Here is a 21,204-nt window from a genome sequence, read left to right as displayed (position 1 = left end):
CGGCGACGCCGACGAGCCCGACGGTCACGGGGCCGCCGCGGGCCGGCTGACCCGGGTGCTGCGCCGGCCGGCGCTCGGCGCGCTGGTCGGCGCGGTCGCGGTGTTCGTGGTCTTCGCCGTCACCGACAGCACCCCGAACCACCTGTGGCTGACCCAGACCGGCTTCCAGGCCTGGGCGCAGCAGGCCGCGTTCTTCGGGATCATGGCGGTGCCGGTCGGGCTGCTGATGATCGGCGGCGAGTTCGACCTGTCGACCGGGGGGATGACCGGGTTCTCGGCGATCATCATGGCGCTGCTGGTCGGCACCGAGCACTGGAACGCCTGGGCCGCGGTCGCGGTGACGTTCGCCTTCGGGGCGCTGGTCGGGCTGGTGAACGGGATCGTGGTGACGCGGTCCGGCCTGCCGAGCTTCATCGTCACGCTGGCCACGTACTTCGCCTTCCGCGGCCTGAGCGTCGGCGGCGTGCTCAAGGTGAACCACGGCAGCACCTCGATCGGGCTGACCGGCACCGACCATCCCGGGCTGCACACCGCGCAGAACGTGTTCGGGGGCTCGTTCGCGCACAGCGGATCGCTGCCCGCCGGGTATCAGACCGCGATCCTGTGGTTCGCCGGCGTGACGGCGGCCGGGGTGTGGCTGCTGGCCCGGACCCGGTTCGGGAACTGGGTGTTCGCGGCCGGCGGCGACGCCGACGCGGCCCGCAAGGTCGGCGTGCCGGTGCGGCGCACCAAGGTCCTGCTGTTCGTGGGGACCTCGACGGCCGCCGCCCTGGTCGGCGTGATCTCGTTCCTGCAGACCCACACCGCGGTCTCCGAGCAGGGCGTCGGCTACGAGTTCTACTACATCATCGCCGCGGTCGTCGGCGGCTGCCTGCTCACCGGCGGGCACGGCTCCGCCCTCGGGGCCGCGCTCGGGGCCTGCATCATCGGGATGGCGTTCCAGGGCGTCATCTACTCCGGCTGGGACAGCTCGTGGGACTTCACGTTCCTCGGCGTGATCTTGTTCCTGGCCGTGGCCGTGAACACCGTCACCCACCGCCGAGCGATGAGGGCGCGCCGATGAACGTGGTGCTGGAGGCCGAGGACGTCGGCAAGTACTTCGGGACGGTCCAGGCGCTGCACGGCGTCTCGCTGACGGTGCGGGCCGGCCAGGTGACCTGCGTGCTCGGCGACAACGGCGCGGGGAAGTCCACCCTGATCAAGATCCTGTCCGGGGTGTTCCGGCCGGACGCCGGCGAGGTGCGGGTGGACGGCACGGCGGTGCGCTTCGGCAGCCCGCGCGACGCCCGCGCCGCCGGGATCGCCACCGTGTTCCAGGACCTGGCGATGGTGCCGCTGATGGCGGTCTGGCGGAACTTCTTCCTCGGGTCGGAGCCGACCCGGGGCTGGGGCCCGTGGCGCCGGTTCGACGTGGCGGCGGCCCGCGAGCAGACGGTGCGGGGCCTGGCGGCCATGGGGATCGCGGTCCGCGACCCGGACCAGCCGGTCGGCACGCTGTCCGGCGGGGAGCGGCAGTCGGTGGCGATCGCGCGCGCCGTGCACTTCGGGGCCAGGGTCCTGATCCTCGACGAGCCGACGTCCGCGCTGGGGGTGAAACAGGCCGGGGCGGTGTTGCGGCGGGTGGCGCAGGCCCGGGAGAAGGGACTCGGGGTCGTGTTCATCACCCACAACCCGCACCACGCCTATCCGGTGGGGGACCGGTTCGTAGTGCTGAACCGGGGGCGGCTGCTCGGGGACTACGCGAAGGCCGAGATCACGCGCGAGGAACTGGTGCGGCTGATGTCCGGCGGGGCGGAGCTGGACGCGCTCGGGCATGAGCTGGAACGGATTCCGGGCATCGCGGCGTCCGGCATCGGGAACGGGACCGGGACCGGGACTGGGGCCGGGACCGGGTCCGGGTCCGGGGACGGAGCAGGACTCGAAGCGGAACCCCGGCCGGAACCCCCGACGCGGGCGGGAGCCGCACGGGAGACTCCGGATGAACCCGAGGCCGATCCACCACCGGGTGAACCGCTCGACGAGAACAGCTGATCGAAGGACCCGTCATGTCCCTGCCCCGCCCCATGACCCTCGGCGCGATCCGCGTCGCCCGGGAGGCCGCAGCCCTGATCCGCCGCAGCGCCCAGCCCCGCCGGGTGCGCTTCAAGTCCTCCTCGGCCGACCTGGTCACCGGCACCGACCTGCGGGTCGAACGGCTGGTGCGGAGCTGGCTGAAGGCCACGCACGCCGACCACGCGATCGTGGGGGAGGAGGGCGGCGGGCTGGAGGACATGGACCTGTCGCGGCCCACGTGGTTCATCGACCCGGTGGACGGCACCACGAACTTCGTGCGCGGCATCCCGCACTGCGCCTGCTCGCTGGCCTTCTGGGACGGCCAGCGGCTGGTGCTGGGCGTGGTGGCGGACGTGGCCCGGCGCCGGATCTACTGGGCCGAGGCGGGACGCGGCGCCTACGAGGGGCGGCGGCGCCTGCGGGCCTCACCGGTGTGCCGCCTGGACCGCGCCGTGCTCGCCACCGGCTTCCCGCCGACCCGCGCCTTCGACCCCGACGACAACCTGGCCGAGTTCTCCGCGGTGTTCCGGCGCTCCTGCGACGTGCGGCGCACCGGCAGCGCGGCGATCGACCTGGCGTGGGTCGCCGCCGGCCGCCTGGACTGCTACTGGGAACAGCGGTGCGGGCCGTGGGACTGGGCCGCCGGGGTGCTGTTCGTCCGGGAGGCCGGCGGCAAGGCCACCACCTACGCCGGGCTGGAGTGGCACCCGGGCGACGCGGACCTGGTGGCCTCCAACGGGCCGGTGCACACGGCGCTGATCGAGTCGTTCCTCGACGCCCGGTCGGGGGCCGGGTTCGGGGTGCGCCCGCCGCAGCCGGAGCCGTCGTCGAGCGCGGCGCCGGCGTCGGCGACACCGGCGTCCGGTCCGGCGGAACCGGCGCCGTCAGCCGGGTAGGGCGCCGGGCAGCTCGCGGAGCGTGCGCAGCGGCGAGGGGAGGATGAACAGGACGGCGAGTGTGGAGCCGATCGCCGAGATCCACAGCGTGTCGCGGATGCCGACCACGGACGCCAGCCACCCGCCGAGCAGCGCGCCGATGGGCCGGATGCCGTAGTTGACGGTCTGCAGGACGCCGGAGATGCGCGAGCGCAGCGTGTCCGGCATGACGGCGGTGAGGTAGGCGCCGGCGCTGATGTCGAGGATCATGCCGCCGAAGCCGACACAGAACTCCATGGCGAACAACGTCAGCACGATCACCGCCTTCGGCCCGGCGGCCAGCGGTGCCAGAACATGCGGCGCGGCGAACCCGACGCAGCCCACGGCGATGCCCGCCCCGAACCCGAGCCGGGCCACGACCCGGCCGCAGAGCGCCGCCCCGGCCAGCCCGCCGATCGCCCCGGCGCCGAGGACCAGACCGAGCACACCGGCGCTGATGTGCAGATGGCGCACGGCGTAGAGCACGAACAGCGCCTGGAAGACGAAGTCGAAGAGGTTCAGGCACGCCACCGTGCCCTGCATGGCCCGCACCCCCGGCGTCCGCACCACCCATCGCAGACCACTGAGGTACCCGCCCTTCCGGCGCTCCTCGGGCGCGGGCTCGACCGGTGAGATCCGGCCCAGCGTGAACGCCGAGGCCAGGTAACTCACCGCATCGGCGACCAGCGCGAACGGCGCCCGGAAGACCTGCACGAGCAATCCGCCGAGGCTGGGACCGCTGAAGAAGGCGAAGGCCCGGCTCCCGTTCGTCAGCGCCGTCGCCGGCACCAGCTCCCCGGCGGGGACCATCGCCGCGAACAGCGTGTTGGAGGCGACGTTGAAGAACACCTGCAGCGTCCCGATGATCAGGGCGCTGACGATCAGCTGGGCCAGTGTCAGGACGCCGAACGCGTACGCGACGGGTATCGACGCCACCGCCACGAAGCGCCCGAGGTCCGCGACCAGCATGATCTCGCGCCGGCTGGCCCGCCGGTCGGCCCACACCCCGGCCGGAATCGACAGCAGCAGCGACGGGATCAGCGGCGCGGCGGTCAGCCACGCCATGCCGGTGGCCCCCGCACCGAACAGCAGCACCGCCGCCAGCGGCATCGCGATCCGGTGGACCTCGTCGCCGACCAGGGACACGCTCTGCCCGAGCCAGTAGCGACGGAAGTCGGGGCGGCGGAGGACAGCGGGGAGGCGGCTGGATATCAGGCGCGACGGTGCGGTGTCGGGCTCCGGTGGCGCGCTGCTCGGTCCGGCTTTGCCGCTCGGCGCGAAGGCCGGGTCGCCGGGCACGTCCGCGGCGCCCCCGGGCTCGGCTGCCGAGTCACCGGCGGTCGGCTGCGAGTCGCCCGAGTCCGACGTGGCCGTCGTCGCGGCGCTCATGAGGCTGAGTCGCCCGGGTCGTCGCCGGCTACGCGGCCGCTCTCGGTGGCACCCCCTGCGGCACCCCCCGCGCCACCGAGCTCCTTCCGATACGTGATCCGCAGCATCTGCACCAGCTCGGCGCCCTCCGGCCGTCGCTCCGGCGCGGCGTTGCGCTCATGGAACGGCTGCACCAGCTTGCCGATCGCCTGGTTCAGCTCGCTGAGTTCGGCCGGAGTCAGGTAGAGCAGCTCGTCGCCGAACCACTCGGCGTCCCGCCACTCCGGCGGCAGCCGGTCGGCCGTCCGGTGGGCCCGCGCCACGTCCTCGAAGTACTGTCCCGCGAGGAACACCCGCAGCTCGGTCGCCGCCGCGGCGGCCGGGGGGTCCAGCTCCCGCGGGATGTCCGTGAACTGCGCCGTCGCCCGCCACGGCTTCTGCCGGCCCGGCCCCGGCACCTCCTCCACCACGCCGTACTTGGCGAGCATCCGCAGGTGGTAACTACAGCTGGCCACCGACTCCCCGGTCAGCTCCGCGGCCTTGGTCGCCGTCAGCGGCCCCTCGGTGCGCAGCAGGCCGACCAGCGTCATCCGTGTGGGGTGGGTGTACGCGCGGATGGCCTGCGGATCGGTCAAGCGCAGGGCGTCATCGTGCTCTGATCCGGTCATGCATCTCAAGGTATCTTTCTCAAGGAGTCTTTGTAAAGGTTCCTTGAGATGCTGGTGCGGGCTGTCGCCTCAGACCCCTTCGAACTCCACGACCTCCACCCGGAAGGGCGCCTCCCCGAACAACGCCACCGCCGCCCGGTATCCCGCCGGCACCTCCACCGGCGCCACCCGGTGCCGGTTCGGCGCGGCCGGCTCCACGCACGCCACCAAGTCCCGCTGCAACACCGCCGCCCGCGTGTTCGCCCAGCCCACGCCGCCGGCCACCTTCGCGGCAGCCTCCTTGCGGGTCCACAGGCGCGCGTAGCGGTCGGTCTGCTCCAACAGGTCGTGGCCGCCGGCTACGTACCGCGCCTCGAAGGGCAGGAAGTGCATCTCCGACATGTCGACCGGGTTCAGTCCCTCAGCCAGCTGCCGCACGTCCACCCCGACCGTGCGCCGCTGCGTCACGGCCAGCAGCGCCAGGTTCCCGTCGTGGGCCAGCGATGTTCGCGGACCGGTGCCGGACAGCTCCGGCTTGCCGGTGGCGTCGGCGTTGAAGGCCAGCGACTCCGGTGCGCTGGCCAGTTCGCGGCCCAGGATCAGACGGCGCGCGCCGTGCGCGACCAGGTAGCGCAGCCGGTCGCGCTCGCGGAGGAAGTCGGCGGCGTGCAGCAGTTCGTCGTCGTCCAGCAGGTCCAGGTAGCGCTCGGCCTCGGCCGGTGCGGCGTCGGTGTGGATCACCCACACCTTGACCCGGTCGGTCATGCTCTCACCGCCGATCGTTCGATGGCGGCCGGATCCGGCGTGCCCAATAGCGTCATCGTGTGCTCCCACTCCGCGGTCGCCGGGACTGGCAGGCGGCGGGCGGCGAGGTCGCGATAGTCGGACAGGCGCAGCACGGCTGCCGAATGGTTCCCCATGGACTTGAAGTTTCCGAGGCCAGGCGCTCCAAACCGAGGTTGTCAGTACGTCGCAATAGTCTCTTTCCGTGAGCGCGACCATCCTGTGCATGACGCCCGAATCGGGCCTATAGTCGAACCCTGATGCCCACTGCGCACGACGACGCCGCCTCCCCGGCTCCGGACGGCTCCGGCTCCCTGGTCCCGGGCGATCCCACCGATCCCACCGATCCCACCGAACCGGCGGCCGCTGACGACCCCGACCGCGCCACCCGCGCGGCGCTGGCCGCGACCGAGCGCTGGTTCGTCCGCGCCGGCGTCCCGCACTTCATCGAGGGCCGGCTCGGCGTCCGCCGCCCGCCCCGGGTCCTCCAGCCCTTCGCCGCCGTCCTGGACCTGCTGCGCCTGGGGACGATGCTGGCGTTCTGGACCCTGCGCCGGGTGGTCGCCGAAGCCCGCGAGATGGGCCACCTGGCCGTGCGGGCGCTTCCCCTGCTCGCCCTGTTCGGCATGGTCATCTTCTTCACCGCCGACTTCTGGCAGGTGGCCGCCGCGCTGGACTCCGGCTGGCTCTGGGCGACCGCGGCCTTCTTCGTGGTCCTGATCCAGGCCTTCCTGATCGCCCGCCTCCCCGAGGAGTTCGGCACGCTGCCGCGGGCGTGCACCGCCGACCGCATCCGCGCCAGCTGCGCCGCCACCCCGCTGGCCGATTTCGCCCTGCGGGGCACGGACCTGGACGCCGACCCCGGCCTCGGCCCCGCCCAGCGCCGCAACATGTTCGTCTACCTGCTGCTGAGCCAGACCATCCAGGTCAGCCTGCTCAGCTGGATGGTGTTCTTCTTCTACCTGGTCTTCGGCGCGATGGCGATCCGCCCCGAGGTCCTCCGCGAGTGGTTCAAGCGCCCGGTGCCGGACGCCCACATCCTGGGTTTGCGGGTGCCCGGCGTCAGCAGCGAGCTGTTGCACGTGGCGGTCCTGCTGGCCGGCCTCAGCGCCCTGTACTTCGCGATCACCGCGCTCACCGACGCGGTCTACCGCCGCGAGTTCTTCGACCGCACCCTCGCCGAACTCGACCGCGCCATCCACCTCCGCGCCGCCTACCTCACGGCGCGCCGCCGGTCGTGACCACGATCTTGCCGATCTGGGCGTTGGACTCCAGATACCGGTGCGCCTCCACGATGGCGTCCAGGGCGAAGACCCGGTCCACGACCGGCTCGAAGGCGCCGGACCGCAGCCCCGCGGTGATGAACGCGACGGCGCGGCGCGACCGCTCGGGATCCCCGGTGATCTCCAACATGGTGAAGGAGCGGATGGTCAACGCGGGCAGGCCCAGCTCGATCCCCGGATACGGCGTCGGCCGACCGCTGAGGCCGCCGTAGACGAGCAGCGTGCCGCCGGGGGCGACCAGCCGCGCGAGGTCGGTGATGCCGGGACCGGCGACGGCGTCCATGACCACCTCCACGCCACGCCCGCCGGTGCCGGCCGCCACCCGCTCGGCGACGTCCTCGTCCTCGGTGACCACCACTTCCGCGGCGCCGTGCTTCAGCAGGAAGTCACGCTTGGCGGCGGTGCGTGTCAGGGCGATCGGCGTGGCGCCGACCCGGTTCGCGACGTCGATGACCGCCAGCCCGGTGCTGCTGGAAGCGGCGTTCAGCAGTACGGTGTCGCCGGCCCGCAGGCCCGCGGTCTCGACCAGCGCGCCGTACGCCGTCAGATACGGCATCCAGACCGCCGCCCCGTGAACGGGATCGAGTCCCTCAGGCCGGGGAACCACCGCGGAAGCGGGGACCACGGCCCGCTCCGCGTAGACGCCGTAATCGTTCTGGGAGAACGCCGGCAGCGTGCTCACCGCCTGTCCCACCGCCAGGCCGCTGACACCGGCGCCCACCGCCTCGACCACACCCGAAGCCTCGTTCCCCAACCGGGCCGGAAAGCTGCGGACAGGCTGGATGTACAGCCCCGAGCGGAACAGCGCCTCGGCCCGGTTCAGCCCGATCGCCTCGACCCGGATACGCACCTCGCCCGGCCCGGGCTCGGCGACCTCGATCTCCTCGACCCGCATCACCTCGGGGCCGCCCAACTCGTGAAACCGCACGGTTCGCGTCATCGCAGCGTCCTCATTGTCCTCGTTGTCCTCATCATCCTCAGTGTCCTCGGCGTGCTCGGCGTGCTCGGCGTTCTCAGCACGTTCTCAGCGTTCTTCGATCGGCGTGATCCGCAGCCCCTCCAGGGGAGCACAGAAGTACGACAGTGGTCAAACTTCGACCGTCGTCGTACTATCGGTCCATGGCCGCCGACCGCATTCCGCCCCACCCCGACCCCCGCGACGTCCCGCTGCAGCACGTGCTGGAAGCGCTGATCGAACCCGCCCGCCGCAGCATCGTCGAACAGCTCTCGGTGAGCGCCGCGCCCATCGCCTGCGGCGGCTTCGACCTGGCGGTCAGCAAGTCCACCGCGACCCACCACTTCCGCGTCCTGCGCGAAGCAGGCCTGATCAGGCAGTACTACGCGGGCACGTCGCGCATGAACAGCCTGCGCCGCGAGGAGTTCGAGGAGGCGTTCCCGGGGCTGCTGGAGGCGGTGCTGGAGGCCTCAGCGCGCGAGGCGGGTCTGCGCGGACTCGTTTGAATAACGGGGATAGGTCGTCCGGGCCCTGATCTGCTAACTTCGGCACGTCGGGGACAGGACGACATCATGGGGGTCGGGGTGCGTAGATCTGCGTTCTTCACCGTGCTGGCGGCCGCAACGGTGGCAGCCGGCGGATCCGTCACGACGTCGGCGGCCTCCGCGGCCGACGGACCGACGCCGCCGCCGTGTCCCACGGCACTGGGAACGCCGTCGCAGGCGGTGAACGTGGCCGCCACGGTGGCCTCGGGCGGCGCCGCCACGATCACCGCGCAGCCGGCCACGACGCAGCAGGGAAGCCTGCGTTATCACTTCGCGTTCGGGGACGGTTCGACCGCGGACCAGACTTCGCCGACTGTCGTCCACCACTATGGCTACAACGGGTCCCTCGGTCTCCAGGTCACCGTCTCCGGCGCCGGCGACGCGTCGATGACCAGCGCGACGTGCATGGTGTTCGTCGACGGCGTGAAGAACTCCGTGCACCGCTACGCGGGCGACGATCGCTACCTGACCTCTGCCGCCGTGTCCCAGTGGGTCTGGGCCGACGCCTCCGGCGACACGACGCAGCGGCGTCAGGCGAAGTCCGTGGTGCTCGCCTCGGGCGCGGGTTTCGCCGACGCGCTGGCCGGGGTGCCGCTGGCCGAATACCGGCAGGGGCCGCTGCTGCTGAGCGAACCCGCCACGTTGACGAAGACCACCGAGAACGAGATCAAGCGCATCCTGCCCCGGGGCTCGACCGTCTACCTGCTCGGCGGAACCAGCGCGCTGGCGCCCGCGGTCGAGTCGCAGCTCGTGCTCGACGGCTACACGGTGACCCGCTACGGAGGCGCGGACCGCTACAAGACCGCCATGCAGATCGCCACGAAGGGACTGGACAATCCGGCCTCGGTGATCGTGGCGACCGGCACGGGCTTCGCCGACGCGCTCGCGGCCGGACCGGTCGCCACGTCCGACGACTTCACCGTCGACGGGAAGCCGGCGGCGATCATCTTGTCCGACGGCATCGTCTTCCCGGACGCCGAAACGGCCCAGTACGTCCGCTCGCGCTTCGTTCCTTCGAGCTCCCTGACGAGCCCTGAGCCCAAAGGCGTCATGGCGATCGGCGGCCCCGCTTACTGCGCGGTCACCTACGCGGCCGCTCCCATCAGCGGCAAGTGCGATGCCAAGGGGATGTCGCTCCTGGGCGACCACGGACTGAACATCGCCAACGACTACCACGGCCACTTCTACTTCGCGGTGATCGGCGGCAACCGCTACCGTACCGCCGCGGAAGTCGCTTACTACACACACCACAATGTCTCGGCGGACCCCGCCTTGAACACGCCGTTCTCCGACCGCTTCGGGCTGGCTTCCGGCACCGACTTCCCCGACGCGCTCACCGGCGGCGCCGCGATGGCGACCCTGCACTCCCCGATCCTGCTCACCGCTCGGGACTACTTCCCCGACGGGACGGCCGACGCGCTCAGCCACGGATTCAAGCCGACCTCAGGCCCGACCTACGAGGCGGACATCTTCGGCGGCCCGGCCGCGATCGCCCCCGAACTCGAGCAGCAGCTGCACGGGATCTACGGATGACGCGTCGGACCCGGGGCGGAGCACTACTTCAGGAGCCGAGACATCCGGCGGTCGGCCAACGGCTTGCCGCCGGTCTGACACGTGGGGCAGTACTGCAACGACGAGTCGGCGAACGACACCTCGCGAACGGTGTCACCACACACCGGGCACTTCTCACCCGTGCGCCCGTGCACTCGCAGCCCGGACTTCTTCTCCGACTTCAGGTCCTTCATCGGCAGTCCCCGTGACCGCTCGACGGCGTCGGTCAACGTCGCGATCGTGTCCCGGTGTAGCTCTTCGACCTCGGTGGGCGTCAGTTTCGCAGCGAGTTTGAAAGGCGACATCTTCGCGGCGTGCAGGATCTCGTCCGAGTACGCGTTGCCGATCCCGGCCAGCACGCTCTGATCCCGCAACACCCCCTTGATCTGCCGCCGTTCACCTTCCAGGAGCCGCCCCAGCTCCTCGACGGTGAAGTCCTCCGACAGCGGATCGATCCCCAGCCGAGCGATCCCAGGCACCTCCGCCGGATCCCGCACGACGTAGACGGCCAAGCCCTTCTTGGTCCCGGCCTCCGTGACATCGAACCCGCCACCCGGGTCACCCATCCGCACTCTCAGCGCCAAAGGCCCCTTGCCCGGCCGCGGCGGCTCGACGGGCAACTCCTCCCGCCACCGGATCCACCCGGCGCGCGCCAGATGGATGACGAGATGGACGTCCCCGACGCTGAAGTCGAGGAACTTCCCATGCCGCCGCACCCCCGCGACCTCCGCCCCGACCAGCGCGGACAGCGGCGGATCGTAGGTCTTCAGCGCCTGGATCGCCACGGGCGTCGCCGCGACGACGGCGTGGCCGGAGAGCCGCTCGTCCAGGAAGGCCGCCAGGGCCTCGACTTCGGGCAGTTCGGGCATGGGAGCCAGTCTGCCCGGTTCGAGGCGCCGGCGCGCGTCGGACCTGGTCGCGGGGCTACCCCGCAGCATCACCTTGAACTCGCAGGGCTACCCCCGCAGCATCACCTTGAACTCGTCCAGACTGATCCGCCCGTCGCCGTCGGCGTCCCCACCCCGGATCCGCTCCGCGGCCTGCGCCTCGTCGACCTCCTCGCCGAGTTCCTTCAGCGCGCGGGCGAGTTCCGCGGCCGTGATCTGCCCGTCGCCGTCCTCGTCGAACATGTGGAACAAGGACTCGGCCGTGGGCTCCTCGGCGTTCGCCATGTGAGCCACCCCTCTCGTTCGGTCATCTGTCATCGGTGATCGGTGATCGGTGATCTGTCCGCGCCACGCTAGCGCGCCGCCCACTCGGCGGGTGAATTCGCAGCCGCGACACGGGCGGTTCAGCGGTTTCCCTCCGGGCGTTGGCTAGATTCCGGGCATCCGCTATCGAAACGGGAGCAGTCGTGCGCAAGTGCGTGTCAATGGTCGCCTTGGCCTCCGCCGCCGTCGGTCTCGCCGGCTGCTCGGCGTCGGATCTCCACCGTGAGCCCGCGGGAGCCGCGCACCCGCTGAACACCGGGCAGGACCAAGGGCAAGACGTGGGCCAGGGGCACGTCCCCCCACTCGCCATCGCAGCCCACGTGCCGGCGGCTGGGAACCACGCCCAACCCGCGCCCGGCACCCACCATGCGCCCGAAGGTTCGCCGGAAGCAATCACGGCCCCTGGCACAGGCACCGTCGCCATGCTCCGGCCCACCGGCACGACGCCCTTCCTCGCACACTCCGACGCCGCGGGCGCGGCCGGCCGTCCCGTATCCTCCGCCGCCGGCAAGGCCGGGACTCCCGCCCACCCGACGCACCGCACCGTCCCGCCGCCGGCGCGTCCCGCCCCGGCCCCGCCCGCGTCCCTCACCTCCATGGCTTCCATGGCTTCCATCGCCTCCATGGCCGCCCTCGGACCCGACCTCGCCTTCGGCCCTCAGAACCTCGCCACCACCCAGGTCCTCAACGCCGTCGCCGCCGCCCAGTCCGACGGCAAGCCCGTGCTCCTCGACTTCGCCGCCGGTTCGTGCGCCGCGTGCAAGGCCCTCGAGAACGCCATGCACACCCCCAAGGCCCAGGCCTTCCTCGCGCAGCACTACCACGTCGTCCACGTCGACCTCGGCGACGGCGACCCCTCCCACCTCCAGATCGCCTCCCCATACGACGCGTACGGCGCCCACGGCATGCCGCTGCTCGTCGTCCTCGGCCCAGACGGCTCGGTGCGCGGCGACTCCGCCCACGCCGGCCAGCCCCGGTACGACGAAGCGGGTGTCGTCGCCTGGCTGAAGCAGTGGGTGCGGTAACCGGCCCGATGAAAGCCTCGACCGTCCTCACCGTCGCCGCCCTCTCCGGCATCCCGGTCCTCACCGCCCTGGGCCTGGCGCTCACCCTCCACCATCCCCGGGAGCTGACCTTCACCGACCAGGGCGTCAGCGTCGCGATGCACCTGTCCGACGACGGTGACCGCCTCCTGACCACCTTCACCCCGCAGCGTCCCGGCTTCCACGTCTACAGCGTCGGCCTGCCCGCCGACGGCATCCACGGCCTGGGCCGCCCCACCCGCGTCGAGGTCGACGGCGCCCTGCGCAGCCGCGGCCCGCTCACCGCCGAGGCCCCGATCCGGATGCTGCCGATGCGGGGCACGGACCTGGCGTTCCCCGTGTACCCGGACGGGCCGGTCACCACCGACCTGCCGGTGGCCGTCGACGAGCATGGCGACGCCAGGGTGCTGGTCAGCTATGCCGCGTGCAGTCCGCAGGAGTGCCTGAGGCCGGTCACAAGTCACCCGGTGGAGATTCCGGCGGCGGCGTTGGCGGCCATGCGGTAGTCGCAAGCGCCCGCCGAGTGCTGGTCCTGGTCCTGGTCCTGGTGCTCGCGCTGGTCTTGGTCCTGGTTCTCGTGCTCGCGCGCGGCCGCCCGTGCGTCGAACGCGGTCCGATGCCCACGCTCGATCGCCTGGCCCCAATACGTCCCGCCCAGCATCAAGACCGCCCCGAACACCGTCAGCAGACCGAGGCGCTCCCCGCCCAGCGCCACGCCCGCCGCGACCGCCCACACCGGCTCGGTGCCCAGCAACAGGCTCGCGCGGCTCGTCGAGGTTCGCTGCACCGCCCACGTCTGTGCCAGAAACGCGAACACGCTGCAGAACAAAGCCAAGTACGCCAGTTCTCCCCACGCCACCGACCCCGCGTCCACCAACCTCGGTATCTCCCCGGCGGCCGGAAGCACGAACAACACGGTGCCCACATACGTCTGCACCGCGGTCAGACTCAAAGGCCTGATGCCCGCACCGCCTGTGAGCCGTCCGACCAACGCGACGTGCCCCGTCCGCACCACGGCGGCGCCCAGCATCAGCACGTCGCCGGAGCTGGGACCGTGGAACCCGCCGCTTGCGCTCATCAACAGCCCGACCGCCACCACGCAGACGCCCGCCGCCGCGAAGTACCGGCCCGGCAGCGTCCCGCGGCCGCGGTCGAGCAACGGCGTGAGCACGATCGTCAGGCTGATGATGAGCCCCGCGTCGGCCGCCGAGGTGTGCGCGACGCCGTACGTCTCCACCACCAGCACACTCGCCTGCGTCACCCCGAGCACGCCGCCGGCCCGCAGTTCCGCACGCGACGGCCGCAGCTCCCGGCGCGCTGCCAGAATCGCCGCCCCCGCGGCGGCCGACAGCGCATACCGGGCCAGCAGCACCCCCAGGACCGACGCCGCCACGGCTGCCGACTTCGCTGCCAGATAGCTGGAGCCCCAGACGAACGCGACGAGCAGCAGCACCCCGTCGGTGCGCCGATCAGTCAGGCCGGACCCGCCCCTAGAAACACCAGACATGCCGCCATGTTCGGCCGCGGCTCACCATGTAGTCGAGAACCACCTTCTCAACCAACCATGAAGTTTCCCTACACTTTTGCATCATGGACGAACGCCAGCTGCGCATCCTCCGCGAACTCGGTGAGCTCGGCAGCGTCACCGCCGTCGCCGACGCGCTCCTCGTCACGCCCTCGGCGGTCTCGCAGCAACTCAGGCTCCTGCAACGCGCGGTCCCCGTCCCCCTGACCGAACGTTCCGGCCGCCGCCTGGCCCTCACCCCCGCGGGCCAGGCCCTCGCCGACGCCGCCATCGAGGTCGAGGCCGCCCTCGCCCGCGCCCGCCAGACCGTCGAGGAGTTCGTCGCCGAACCCTCCGGGACCGTCTCCCTCGCCGCCTTCCACAGCGCCGGCCTGGTCTTCTTCCCCGCCCTCCTCCGCGCGCTGGCCGATCCCGGAGCCCCACGCCTGTCCCTCGCCGACGAGGACGTCGCCCAGGAGCGCTTCCCCAAGCTCACCCGCGACTACGACCTCGTCCTCGCCCACCGCTTCGACCACGCCCCGCCCTGGCCCCGCACCGTCGCCACCACTGCGCTGCTCCACGAGCCGCTCGACATCGCCCTGCCCGCCGGCCACCCCCTCACCGCCAAGACCCGCCTCACGCCCCAGGACGTCGCCACCGAGCCCTGGGTGACCGTCCACGAGGGCTTCCCCGTCCTCGCCCTCGTCGAAGCCATCGCCACCGCCGCCGGTCACCGCCCCGAGATCCGGCACCGCGTCAACGAGTTCACCGTCGTCGCCGAGATCGTCGCCGCCGGCGGCGGCATCGCCCTGCTCCCACGCTGGACCACCCGCCACCACGCCGACGTGGTCCTGCGCCCGCTGTCCGGTGTTCGCGCCCGCCGCCACATCGACGCGCTGTACCGGCCCGAGCGGGCCGCGCGGCGGGCGGTGCGTACGGTGCTGGCCGAGCTGCGGCGGGCGGCCGAGCAGATCAAGCGGTAGGTGCTGTCAGCGGCCACCGATACCGTCGATGACATGCAGCGGGGGATAGAACACGCCATGGGGGACGCGACCCGGCCGCAGGGCTCCGGCCCGCGGCTGATCGCGCACGTCTGCAACGACGCGGGCGGCTGGGGGAGAGGCTTCGTGCTCGCGCTCTCGAAGCGCTGGCCGGAGCCGGAGGCCGCGTTCCGGGCCTGGTACCGGGACCGGGCCGACAGCGGCTTCGCGTTGGGAGCCGTGCAGTTCGTGCCGGTGGGGGAGGACATCGTGGTCGCGAACATGGTCGGGCAACACGGCTACGGCCCGCACCCCGAGGACGATCCGCCTGTTCGGTACGCCGCGATCGCGAGCGCGTTGGCCGCGGTCGGCGAGAAGGCGCGAGAGCTGAGCGCCTCGGTGCACATGCCGAGGATCGGGTGCGGGCTGGCCGGCGGCCGGTGGGAGCGGATCGAGCCGCTCATCGTCGAGCATCTCGTGCGGCGGGATGTGCCGGTCACGGTTTACGACCTCGCGTGAAGCCCGGTCCACCCGGCCGCCACCGCCCGCCGCCGCCCGCCGCCCCCGTTCACGCCCAGCGGCCCTACGGCTGCGGCCGCCGCCCCGAAACCGCCAGCGCCCGCTCGAACACCGAAGCGTCCGCCCCGACCTCGACCTCCGCGGCGAACCCGTCGTACTCGCGGTACATCTCCGCCGAGGCGGTGACCGCCTCGGCGACCGTGGCGGCGACCTCGTCCGGGCACGTGTACGCCTGTCCGGTCGCCGTCGCCAGGTCCCAGGCGTGGAGGACCAGCTCCATCAGGATCATCTCGGCGATCTGCGGGGCGGGCATCGTGCCCGAGCCGGTGTCGACGTCGCCTTCCCACACCTCGTCCGGGGCCCATGCGGCCAGGGCGCGGTCCAGCTGCTCGCGGTAGCGCGCGGCGAAGTCCGGTTCGGAGGCGAAGTCGCGGTCGGTCAGCTCCGGGCCGACCTGCTCGCTGCGGGCGCGGCGTTCGAAGGAGTACGACGTCCACAGGACCAAGTGGTTCAGCAGTTCCTTGACGTCCCACTGCTCACACGGTGTCTTGTCGCCGAACTGCTCCGGCCGGGTGCCCGCCACAACGCGTGCGGCCTCGTCGGCGGCCGCGGTCAACTGCTCGTGGATCTTGTTCATGACGCTGACGCTACCGATCCGCTCCGGGCGCGGTCTTGAAGAAACGCGTCAGTGCCCCCGGTTACCCTGGCCTCATGGCGGAACCCCAGGTCAAGCCCGTTCAGGACGACAGCCGCGGCATCCTGCACCCGGCCGCCGCGCACAGCGTCTTCCAGCTGGACCGGTTCCCCGGCACCGGTGCCGCGGCCCGGTTCGTCGACCGGTACTGGCTCTCGACCTGGGATCTGCCGCCCGGCGTGCGGCACGAGCAGCAAGTGCTGGTGCATCCGGTGGTCAACGTGGTCTTCGAGGCGCACGGCGCCGTCGTCAGCGGCGTCGACACCGGCCGCTTCGCCACCGTGCTGGAGGGCAGCCGGCGGGCCCTGGGCATCATGTTCCGCCCCGCCGCCTTCGCCCCCTTCTTCGACGGACCGCTCACCGCCCTCACCGACAAGGACGTCCCGCTGGCCGGCGTCCCGGCGCTCGCCGACCTCGAGGAGCTGCTCGTGCCGCTGGTCGCGGACCTCGCGGTCCCGGCCGAGCAGCTGGCCGCCACCGCCGACGCCGCCGTGGCCGAGCGCGCCCCCGCCGAACGGCACGCCTGCGAGACCACGACCGAGTGGGCCGAGCTGGCCGTGCGTGACCGCGGCCTGACCCGGGTCGAGGACCTCGCCCAGGCGGCCGGCGTCAGTATGCGGACCCTGCAACGGGCGTTCACCGAACACGTCGGCATCGGCCCGAAGCGGTTCCTGCGCCGGTACCGCATCTACGAGGCCGCCGAACGGGTCGCGCATGAGGAGCGCGTCGACTGGTCGGTTCTCGCCGCCGATCTCGGGTACGCGGACCAGGCGCACCTGACCCGGGACTTCACCGCCGCGTTCGGATTGCCGCCGGCGCAGTACGCGGCGGTGTCGGCCGGGCGCCGCTGACCACTCGGCGCCGGCGCGCCCGGCGAGATTTGTGGTCGCCGAAAACAAAGTCCCCCGAAACCCTGGCGTGACCGCCGAGTCGCTCCTAGTATGCGTGACGCGTGGAGTGTCACTGCGTGACAATGCTCGATCTTCGCCACAAATGATCAGTATCGATCGTGTGTTTCCTCGGGCTGCGCGCCTCTGGGAGGTCCCCTGTGCAACGCATCCGATCCCTGGCCGTCCTGGCGTCCGCGGCCCTCGCCCTCGCGCTGACGGCACTGCACGCCCCGGCGCCGGTCCATGCGGCCACCAGCGGTGCGGTCGTGGACGGCAACGCACGCTTCACCGTGCTGTCGCCGACCCTCATCCGGATGGAATACGCCGCGGACAAGGTCTTCGAGGACCGCCCGACCTTCAACGCGGTCAACCGGTCGATGCCGACGCCGCCGTACACCACATCGGTCGAGGGCGGGTACCGGGTGATCCGGACCAGCCTGCTGACGTTCCGCTACCTGGAGAACTCAGGGCCCTTCACCGCCGCGAACGTCTCCGTCGACCTGACCGCGGGCACCCAGGCGGTCACCGCGCATCCCCAGTTCCCGGGCGGCGGCATCTGCGCCTACGCGGCGGGGTGTGAAGCGGAGAGCCAGATCTTGTCCGGAGGCGCGTCCATCGCCACCGACCACACCGGCTACACCGGCTCCGCCTTCGTGGCCGGGCTCACCGCGGCGGGCGCGAAGGTCGCCTGGAACGCGACCGGCGTCCCGGCCGCCGGCAGCTACGCCGTGCAGTTCCGCTACTCCAACTCCACCGGCGGCGACGGGCAGAACACCACCCGGACCATGACGGTGACCGCCGGCGGCGTCAGCCGCCAGGTCAGCCTGCCGATCACCGCGGACTGGAACACGTGGGCGGTCTCCAGCACCACGATGACGCTCCCGGCCGGTTCGTCCGGCGTATCAGTGTCCTGCGGCAGTGCGGACAGCTGCAACATCAACATCGACTCGGTCGCCGTGACCGCCGTCGGCGCCCCCTACCCGACGCCGGTCGCCCCGCCGAACACGAACCTGGGCGGCTACCGGCGCTCGCTGGACGGCCAGGGCGCGGCGGTGCCGATGGCCGACGGGCTGCTCACCCGCGACGGCTGGTACCTGATGGACGACACCGGCACGGCGATCCTCAACGCGGACGACACGATCACGCAGCGGCCCGACCACGGCGGCCAGCCGTACCAGGACGGGTACTTCTTCGGCTACGGACACGACTACCGCCAGGGCCTGAAGGACCTGCACGACCTCACCGGACCGGCCGTGCTGCTGCCCGAGTGGGCCTTCGGCGTCTGGAACTCCCGATACAACGCCTACAGCGCCTCGGACTACGAGAACACGCTGCTGCCGGCGTTCCGGTCGCACCAGACGCCGATCGACGTCCAGGTGATCGACACCGACTTCAAGGCGCCCGACTCCTGGAACGGCTGGGAGTGGAACAACACCCTGTTCCCGGATCCACAGGGCTTCATGAACTGGACCAAGCAACAGGGGCTGCAGGTATCCCTGAACATCCACTCCAGCATCGTCGAGACCGACGCCAAGTACGCGCAGGCGCAAGCGACAGCGGGAAACAGCCTCCAGGTCGGCGGCTGCTCCGCCTCCAGCACCTGCCGCGTGTTCGACTGGAGCGATCCCCGGCAGTTGCAGGCCTACATGGACCTGCACCAGTCGTTCGAGGACCAGGGCGTCCGGGAATGGTGGCTGGACTGGTGCTGCGACGACTCGCACGTCTCCGCCGCGGGCGTCACGCCGGACACGTGGATCAACTCGCGGTACGCGGCGCGGGGCGACGCCAAGGGCCTGCGAGGCTTCGCGTTCGCCCGAGCCGGCAGCGGCCTGCAGAACTACAGCGGCTCGCCGACCTACCCGACCGGCCCGTGGGCGGAGCACCGCTACACGGCGCACTTCACCGGCGACACGTCGTCGAACTGGAACATGCTGGCCTTCGAGCCGCAGTTCACCGTCGACGAGGGCAACGTGGGCATGCCCTACGTCACGCACGACATCGGCGGCTTCAACGGCACACCGAGCGACGACCTGTACGCGCGGTGGGTGCAGTTCGGAGCGTTCCAGCCGATCCTGCGGCTGCACTCCAACCACTCGCCGCGCCTGCCCTGGGAGTTCGGGGCCGCCGCCGAAGCCTCGGCCGAGAAGTTCCTGCGGCTGCGGGAGGCCCTGGTCCCGTACACGTACACCCTGGCCCGACAGGCTGCTGACACAGGGCTGCCGATCACCCGCGGCCTGTATCTCGACTATCCGGAGTACAACGAGGCGTACACCTCGAAGAACGAGTACCTGTACGGCGACGACGTCCTCGTGGCGCCGGTCAGCACGCCCGGCACCGGCACCGTCACGACCAGCGTCTGGTTCCCGCCGGGTACGTGGACGGACTACTTCACCGGCACCAGCTACACCGGCCCGGCGACCGTGGACATCGCCACGACCCTGAACACGATGCCGGTGTTCCTCAAGTCCGGCGGCATCATGCCGAGCCGCACCGACTACGTCGACAACACCGTGCAGAACCCGCTCGACCAGGTCACCCTGGACGTCGCCACCGGTGCCGACGGCGCGTTCAGCCTGTACGAGGACGCCGGCGAGGGCAATGGCTACAAGTCGGGTCAGTCAGCCACGACGGCCACCAGCTACACGGACGCCACACACAGCCTGACGATCAACCCGCGCCAGGGCACCTTCCCCGGAGCGGTGGCGACCCGCACCTGGACTGCCAAGTTCCGCGGCGTTGCCAACGCACCGTCGGCGGTCACGGTGAACGGCGTCGGCGTCACCGGCTACACGTACGACGCCACCACCCGCACCCTCACAGTCCCGACACCGGCCGCCTCCGCGACCGCCACCACGACGATCGCCTACACCCCGGGCACCGCCCCGCCGACCGGCCCGATCGTCGGGGCGGGCAGTGCGCGGTGCGTCGACATCCCCAACGCCAACCCGGCGGACAGCACGCAGTTGCAGCTCTATGACTGCAACGGGACCGTCGCCCAGGCGTGGACGCTGCCTGGTGACGGGACGGTGCGCGCTATGGGCAAATGCATGGACGTCGCGGGAGCCAACACGGCTGACGGCACCGCTGTGCAGATCTACACCTGCAACGGCACCGCTGCGCAGAAGTGGACGTATGACTCGTCGACCTCTGAGCTCCGCGCCTTCGGCAAATGCCTCGACGCCTCCGGCGGCGGCACCGCGAACGGCACCAAGCTCATCCTCTACACCTGCCACGGAGGCACCAACCAGCAGTGGAGGATGCCCGGCTAGGAGCCGTCACCGCCCAGCGGCCGCGCTCGGGTCCTGATACACCGGCGCCAGCGCCAGACACGCGCCGCCCCGGGCCGGGGCGGTGAACCCCAGCGTCGACAGCAGCACTTCGCCGGCTCCGCCCGCGGCACCGGCTACGGCTGTTCGCTGTGGTCGTTCAACGTCTACGGCGGGTAGTACGGTCTGACCGTGGAGATCTGGATCAACCCCCGCTGCTCGAAGTGCCGTGTCGCCCAGGAGACGCTGGACGCCGCCGGGGTGGAGTACACCGTGCGCCGCTACCTCGACGACCCGCCCACCGCGCACGAGCTGCGCGAGATCCTGGACCGGCTCGGCCTGGAGCCGTGGGACATCGTGCGCGACGGTGAGCAGGCCGCCAAGGACCTGGGCGTCAAGGACTGGGGCCGCGGCGAGGCCGACCGCGAACGCTGGATCAGCGCCATGGCCGAGCACCCGATCCTGATCCAGCGTCCGATCATCACGGCCGACGACGGGCACGCGGTGGTCGGACGCACGCAGGAGGCGCTGCGCTCGGTGCTGCCGGAGTGACGCCGAGCGCCCGGGACCCCGCGGGTCCCGGGCGTGCTCAGTCCTCGTCCGCGTGCGGCAGCTTCGTCGAGATCAGCTCCATCACCGTCGAGTCCGCGAGCGTCGTCGTGTCGCCGATCGCCCGGTCCTCGGCGACGTCCTTCAGCAGCCGGCGCATGATCTTGCCGGACCGGGTCTTCGGCAGCTCCGGCACCACGATGATCTGGCGCGGCTTCGCGATCGGGCCGATCGTCTTGCTGACGTGTTCGCGCAGGGTCTCCTCCAGCTCGGCGTGCTCCTCGGTGCCGCCGCGCAGGATGACGAAGGCGACGATGCGCTGCCCGGTGGTCTCGTCCCTGGCGCCGACGACCGCGGCCTCGGCGACCGACGGGTGCGCCACCAGCGCCGATTCCACCTCGGTGGTGGAGATGTTGTGGCCGGAGACGAGCATGATGTCGTCGACGCGGC

At 71.5% G+C, this 21,204-nt stretch carries 23 protein-coding genes; 13 read left to right on the top strand and 10 right to left on the bottom strand.

Features of this window, described 5'->3' with window-relative positions; all coding sequences use genetic code 11:
* Positions 1-55: 55 nt before the first annotated feature.
* The 3 genes from ABD466_RS43220 to ABD466_RS43210 are packed head-to-tail and all read left to right on the top strand — an operon-like array spanning position 56 to position 2,948.
* Positions 56-1,063, top strand: a complete 1,008-nt coding sequence (locus tag ABD466_RS43220) for an ABC transporter permease (protein ID WP_344663133.1) — start codon at positions 56-58, stop codon at positions 1,061-1,063.
* Positions 1,060-2,031: an ATP-binding cassette domain-containing protein gene (locus ABD466_RS43215; RefSeq protein WP_344663132.1), complete on the top strand. Its 972-nt coding sequence runs from the start codon at positions 1,060-1,062 to the stop codon at positions 2,029-2,031. The genes ABD466_RS43220 and ABD466_RS43215 overlap by 4 nt, the downstream gene beginning before the upstream one ends.
* A 14-nt stretch (positions 2,032-2,045) precedes the next feature.
* Entirely contained in the window at positions 2,046-2,948 is a 903-nt protein-coding gene (locus ABD466_RS43210) for an inositol monophosphatase family protein (RefSeq protein WP_344663131.1), read from the top strand.
* On the opposite strand, the gene ABD466_RS43205 is transcribed toward ABD466_RS43210, so the two are convergent.
* The 4 genes from ABD466_RS43205 to ABD466_RS43190 form a co-directional block, all read right to left on the bottom strand.
* The gene (locus ABD466_RS43205) at positions 2,937-4,355 is read right to left on the bottom strand and encodes an MFS transporter (RefSeq protein ID WP_344663130.1); all 1,419 of its coding nucleotides are present in this window, start codon (positions 4,353-4,355) and stop codon (positions 2,937-2,939) included. The two genes, ABD466_RS43210 and ABD466_RS43205, sit on opposite strands and share 12 nt — an antisense overlap.
* Positions 4,352-5,002, bottom strand: a complete 651-nt coding sequence (locus ABD466_RS43200; RefSeq protein WP_344663129.1) for a helix-turn-helix domain-containing protein — start codon at positions 5,000-5,002, stop codon at positions 4,352-4,354. The genes ABD466_RS43205 and ABD466_RS43200 overlap by 4 nt, the downstream gene beginning before the upstream one ends.
* Positions 5,003-5,071: 69 nt before the next feature.
* Positions 5,072-5,746, bottom strand: a complete 675-nt coding sequence (locus ABD466_RS43195; protein ID WP_344663128.1) for a 4'-phosphopantetheinyl transferase family protein — start codon at positions 5,744-5,746, stop codon at positions 5,072-5,074.
* Positions 5,743-5,901 (bottom strand): hypothetical protein, encoded by a 159-nt coding sequence (locus tag ABD466_RS43190; protein ID WP_344663127.1) that lies wholly within the window; start codon positions 5,899-5,901, stop codon positions 5,743-5,745. Before ABD466_RS43190 ends, ABD466_RS43195 begins: the two co-directional genes overlap by 4 nt.
* A 123-nt stretch (positions 5,902-6,024) precedes the next feature.
* On the opposite strand from ABD466_RS43190, the gene ABD466_RS43185 reads away from it, so the two are divergent.
* Positions 6,025-7,005, top strand: a complete 981-nt coding sequence (locus tag ABD466_RS43185) for a hypothetical protein (RefSeq protein WP_344663126.1) — start codon at positions 6,025-6,027, stop codon at positions 7,003-7,005.
* Here ABD466_RS43185 and ABD466_RS43180 read toward each other — a convergent pair.
* Positions 6,983-7,987, bottom strand: a complete 1,005-nt coding sequence (locus tag ABD466_RS43180; RefSeq protein ID WP_344663125.1) for a zinc-dependent alcohol dehydrogenase family protein — start codon at positions 7,985-7,987, stop codon at positions 6,983-6,985. The genes ABD466_RS43185 and ABD466_RS43180 overlap by 23 nt on opposite strands.
* A gap of 179 nt (positions 7,988-8,166) precedes the next feature.
* Here ABD466_RS43180 and ABD466_RS43175 point away from each other — a divergent pair, with 179 nt between their 5' ends.
* A complete protein-coding gene (locus tag ABD466_RS43175) occupies positions 8,167-8,508 on the top strand; it encodes an ArsR/SmtB family transcription factor (RefSeq protein ID WP_344663124.1) in 342 nt (113 codons plus the stop codon).
* Between the two features lie 78 nt (positions 8,509-8,586).
* Positions 8,587-10,080 carry a cell wall-binding repeat-containing protein gene (locus ABD466_RS43170; RefSeq protein ID WP_344663123.1) on the top strand — a complete coding sequence of 498 codons (1,494 nt, stop codon included), beginning with the start codon at positions 8,587-8,589 and terminating at the stop codon, positions 10,078-10,080.
* A gap of 23 nt (positions 10,081-10,103) precedes the next feature.
* Here ABD466_RS43170 and ABD466_RS43165 read toward each other — a convergent pair whose 3' ends face one another.
* Together ABD466_RS43165 and ABD466_RS43160 are read right to left on the bottom strand one after the other, a co-directional pair.
* A complete protein-coding gene (locus ABD466_RS43165; protein ID WP_344663122.1) occupies positions 10,104-10,967 on the bottom strand; it encodes an Fpg/Nei family DNA glycosylase in 864 nt (287 codons plus the stop codon).
* Positions 10,968-11,054: 87 nt separating this feature from the next.
* Positions 11,055-11,270 carry an EF-hand domain-containing protein gene (locus tag ABD466_RS43160; protein WP_344663121.1) on the bottom strand — a complete coding sequence of 72 codons (216 nt, stop codon included), beginning with the start codon at positions 11,268-11,270 and terminating at the stop codon, positions 11,055-11,057.
* Between the two features lie 461 nt (positions 11,271-11,731).
* Here ABD466_RS43160 and ABD466_RS43155 point away from each other — a divergent pair, with 461 nt between their 5' ends.
* Both ABD466_RS43155 and ABD466_RS43150 read left to right on the top strand, forming a co-directional pair.
* Positions 11,732-12,334 carry a thioredoxin family protein gene (locus tag ABD466_RS43155; protein ID WP_344663120.1) on the top strand — a complete coding sequence of 201 codons (603 nt, stop codon included), beginning with the start codon at positions 11,732-11,734 and terminating at the stop codon, positions 12,332-12,334.
* Positions 12,335-12,342: 8 nt separating this feature from the next.
* Positions 12,343-12,858, top strand: coding sequence for a hypothetical protein (locus ABD466_RS43150; protein ID WP_344663119.1), 516 nt, complete (start codon positions 12,343-12,345; stop codon positions 12,856-12,858).
* Here the strand turns inward: ABD466_RS43150 and ABD466_RS43145 are convergent.
* Complete coding sequence (locus ABD466_RS43145; protein WP_344663118.1) at positions 12,813-13,859, bottom strand: DMT family transporter; 1,047 nt, start codon at positions 13,857-13,859, stop codon at positions 12,813-12,815. The genes ABD466_RS43150 and ABD466_RS43145 overlap by 46 nt on opposite strands.
* 83 nt (positions 13,860-13,942) lie before the next feature.
* On the opposite strand from ABD466_RS43145, the gene ABD466_RS43140 reads away from it, so the two are divergent.
* Both ABD466_RS43140 and ABD466_RS43135 read left to right on the top strand, forming a co-directional pair.
* On the top strand, positions 13,943-14,839 hold the full coding sequence (locus ABD466_RS43140) for a LysR family transcriptional regulator (RefSeq protein WP_344663117.1): 897 nt from the start codon (positions 13,943-13,945) through the stop codon (positions 14,837-14,839).
* Positions 14,840-14,872: 33 nt separating this feature from the next.
* Entirely contained in the window at positions 14,873-15,355 is a 483-nt protein-coding gene (locus ABD466_RS43135) for a macro domain-containing protein (RefSeq protein ID WP_344663116.1), read from the top strand.
* A 64-nt stretch (positions 15,356-15,419) separates the two neighbouring features.
* Here the strand turns inward: ABD466_RS43135 and ABD466_RS43130 are convergent, their stop codons facing one another.
* Positions 15,420-15,992, bottom strand: coding sequence for a TIGR03086 family metal-binding protein (locus ABD466_RS43130; RefSeq protein ID WP_344663115.1), 573 nt, complete (start codon positions 15,990-15,992; stop codon positions 15,420-15,422).
* Between the two features lie 74 nt (positions 15,993-16,066).
* Between ABD466_RS43130 and ABD466_RS43125 the strand changes: the two genes are divergently transcribed.
* The 3 genes from ABD466_RS43125 to ABD466_RS43115 all read left to right on the top strand — a co-directional run bounded on the left by ABD466_RS43125 (position 16,067) and on the right by ABD466_RS43115 (position 20,757).
* Entirely contained in the window at positions 16,067-16,900 is an 834-nt protein-coding gene (locus ABD466_RS43125; protein ID WP_344663114.1) for a helix-turn-helix domain-containing protein, read from the top strand.
* A 197-nt stretch (positions 16,901-17,097) separates the two neighbouring features.
* Entirely contained in the window at positions 17,098-20,208 is a 3,111-nt protein-coding gene (locus ABD466_RS43120; RefSeq protein ID WP_344663113.1) for a TIM-barrel domain-containing protein, read from the top strand.
* A 189-nt stretch (positions 20,209-20,397) separates the two neighbouring features.
* Complete coding sequence (locus ABD466_RS43115) at positions 20,398-20,757, top strand: arsenate reductase family protein (protein ID WP_344663112.1); 360 nt, start codon at positions 20,398-20,400, stop codon at positions 20,755-20,757.
* 37 nt (positions 20,758-20,794) lie between these two features.
* On the opposite strand, the gene ABD466_RS43110 is transcribed toward ABD466_RS43115, so the two are convergent.
* Positions 20,795-21,204: AMP-binding enzyme (locus tag ABD466_RS43110; protein WP_425558879.1), on the bottom strand; the 410-nt coding region annotated here is incomplete at its 5' end.

The organism is Catenulispora subtropica (assembly GCF_039531675.1).
Lineage (GTDB): Bacteria > Actinomycetota > Actinomycetes > Streptomycetales > Catenulisporaceae > Catenulispora > Catenulispora subtropica.
Note: the sequence above shows the minus strand (reverse complement) of the source record. Positions and strands in the feature narration are given on the sequence as shown.